At 45.6% G+C, this 3,249-nt stretch carries 2 protein-coding genes; one reads left to right on the top strand and one right to left on the bottom strand.

Annotated features, from left to right (window positions below; translation table 11 throughout):
- Positions 1-596: SDR family NAD(P)-dependent oxidoreductase (locus H6S82_RS25690; protein WP_191056920.1), on the top strand; the 596-nt coding region annotated here is incomplete at its 5' end.
- A gap of 334 nt (positions 597-930) precedes the next feature.
- On the opposite strand, the gene H6S82_RS25695 is transcribed toward H6S82_RS25690, so the two are convergent.
- Complete coding sequence (locus tag H6S82_RS25695; RefSeq protein WP_191056921.1) at positions 931-3,135, bottom strand: pentapeptide repeat-containing protein; 2,205 nt, start codon at positions 3,133-3,135, stop codon at positions 931-933.
- Positions 3,136-3,249: the final 114 nt, after the last annotated feature.

A 3,249-nucleotide genomic window follows, 5' to 3' on the forward strand; every position in this document is an offset into this window, starting at 1 on the left:
TGTTACAGCTAGATGTGTGCGATCGCACTCAAGTCGAATCATCTTTACAATCTCTTCCAGAACCTTGGTCTAATATAGATATTTTGATTAACAACGCCGGTCTCAGTCGAGGTTTAAACAAACTTCAAGAAGGCTCATTCCAAGACTGGGAAGAAATGATCGATACTAATATCAAAGGTTTGCTCTACGTCACCCGCTACGTAGTACCGGGAATGATCGATCGCGGTAAAGGTCATGTCGTAAATATCGGTTCGATTGCAGCTTATCAAACTTACCCAGGTGGCAATGTTTACTGCGGTTCCAAAGCAGCAGTACGAGCAATTTCTGAAGGGTTAAAACAAGACCTCTTGGGAACGCCAGTACGAGTTACTTGTGTAGACCCAGGTTTAGTTGAAACGGAATTCAGCGAAGTGAGATTTCACGGCGATACAGAACGAGCGAAAAAAGTTTATCAAGGACTAACACCCCTAACTCCAGATGATGTAGCTGATGTAGTATTTTTCTGCGCCACTAGACCATCTCACGTTAATATCAGCCAAGTCTTGTTAGTACCCACAGACCAAGCCACCACAACTTTAGTTCATCGCCGAAATTAAAAAACTAAAACACCAATTCAGTAACACCATAAACCCACTTTATCAAGTCCGGTAGCATAGTTATTGTATGGTTCAATGTGTAGAAAACGGTAGTTCGTTTCTCCCCTTTCCGCAGGAAATATGTCCCGCTGCGATCGAAACGCTTATATAAGCATAGAAAATATCCTAAAGTGCATTTCTATTCCGCAGCCAAGAGAAGAAATCGGGGGCACACTAAGGATAAACATTGGCCACAGCGTACAGACAAGACCGGAGAGATGACACCACATCCCCCAGTACCGAACTTGTGGATCGAGATGAGAACTCATGATTTGAGAATCTCCCCAATAGTATATTATTGACAGCGAGGATGACGTCCACCATTCTCGCAAATATAACTTATCTGATCGGAATCTAAATTTTTAACCTTGCTGAAATCAACACCCTTAATCCGAGGGCCAGTGGCAATATTTGGGGTTTGAATGAATTGATCTCCTACCACAGGTTGCTTGGGAGCAAGAAAAATAGCTCCCTGAAAATCCGCTCCCTCTAAATTCGCGTCTCGGAAATCCGCCATACTCAAATCGGCATTGCGGAAGCTGGCATTTTGTAGTTGCGTACCGTTAAAATTAGTACCCTTAAGTCGGGTAGAGCCAAGGTTGGCATTTTTGAGTATGGCACGATTGAAATTAGCAACTGAAAGATCTGCTTCTCGCCAATCAGATTCAGTCAAATTGGCCAACTGCAATTGCGCTCCCATTGCACCTACTCTAGTCAAACTAGCGCGATGCAGATTTGCTTGGGATAGATTGGCTTCCGTGAGATCTGCACCTGTTAAACTAGCCTTTTCTAACACTGCTTTCTCTAAAGAAGCACCAATCAATTTGGCGCTGCCAAGGTTAGCACCTGTTAAGCGTGCCTCAAATAAATTTGCTCGATCTAGAGTGGCGCGAATCAGATTGGCATTTTCTAATGAAACGTAGCTTAAAACCGCACCAGTCAAGTTAGCTTGCCTCAGATCTGTACTGCTCAAATCAGCAATTAAATCATCAAATGTTCCTAAACGATCGTCTTTACCGGCGCTGCTGAAGCGAGTCCCTTGGAAACTGCCGCCAGCTAAGCTCGATCCTTGAAAATTAATTCCGGATACGTCGATTTTGTCCAGTACCAGATCGAAAGGAGCCGCACCTAATGTTTGACCCAGTACTGTTCGACTGAGATCTTTGACCGTACCGGGATTATTTTTGATGCTGAGAATTTTAACGATCGCTTCCTGAGTTGCCCGCAGGCGCAGCTGCACTAACGCTAACGGATTGTTTGAAATTTCCGCATCGGTCAACTCATTTTTTCCTAGCGGCGGTACTAATTTTTTCGATGAGTCTGCTGCTTTTCCTGTTTCTTCTTTTTGAGCTTCGCTAATCAGTAGAGCATCCAACTCTTTAGCTAAAGTCTGATTCAAACGTTGCAATTCTGGCAAAGCATCTAGGCCAATTCTCACTAACACTTGCTGAATTGTTTCGATTACTTTTGGCTCTTTTTCTTGAGCCAGCAAATCAACTAATAACCTGACAACTCGTGGGTCGTCTTCGAGCGCAGCCGCAGCCGAAATTGCTGCTTGTTTCTCTGCCAGCGTCCCGTTGGAATTAGCGCTTATCTGTTTGCTGAGAGCGATAAATAAGTCATTTTTCTGCTGTACCAATATCCAGCGCTCAGCCCGAATTTGAAGATAAATATACGCTCCTACTAAAAGACCTGCCATAACTACCATGCTGAATAGAAACAAGATCAGCACGGTGAAACGAGGGTGTTGACGTACCCACTTGAAGACAGGAAATAATTTCTCCCTCTGTCTTGCGCCTACTTCCCCAGTTGTTGCTGTCACTTTACTCTGCCTCTGAAGCAGCCACCGTGGCGGTGATGCCGGAAAAGAACCGGGTAGAGTTCGATCGTCTTCACCTGCATCGACAACCCTGGTTCCTGCTATTGTGTCATGCAGCGATCGGCCTCGGCGATCGATCTTTGCGCTCAGTCCATCTCCGAGTAAAACCAACCCAACTAACCCCGTCAATACCCCCAAATCTGGATACGCACCGATGTAGCGCCAGATAGCAAAGGCAATTCCCGCCGACAAACCCCATCGACCCAAACCTTCCCGCAACATAACTCTCCCCACACCTGGGGAATGGTCTTCTCCCGTCACTACCCGAACACCAAACCACTGTTTGGGCAGAGTTTGGCCCCTCACTCCCAGTTTGTAAAGTTGCCAGCCAGTCACGAGCAACGGCGTTACCAGCGCCGTCGTCCAAAAGAAGTTGGTCAGGGGTGCGACCTGTCGATTCTTTTGATAAATCGGTAAAGAAAGAGTTTGCGAGATCGTTTCCTGAGTTTTTACCAGCACCGGGTTGAGCGGCACTGCTTCCTGGGCTTGGTGTTCCTTTGCATATAATCCTATGCTGAAGGGAACTGCCCCACTAGCTACAATCAACGAAACTTCTACAACCCAGGCACCGCAGCGACGAACGCCGAGTGGCAGTTTACGAAATCTTTTTTGCCAAGACATCTCGGATGAATTGGTGCCTTTTTTCAGCATGGGGATAACCATCAAATAATTGCTTAAAATTTTAAATTCTCTGTGTATATTTGTTGAGCCTTCGCTATTCGGCTAAATCAAATC

It is taken from the genome of Planktothrix sp. FACHB-1355 (assembly GCF_014748295.1).
GTDB classification, from domain to species: domain Bacteria; phylum Cyanobacteriota; class Cyanobacteriia; order Cyanobacteriales; family Aerosakkonemataceae; genus Aerosakkonema; species Aerosakkonema funiforme_A.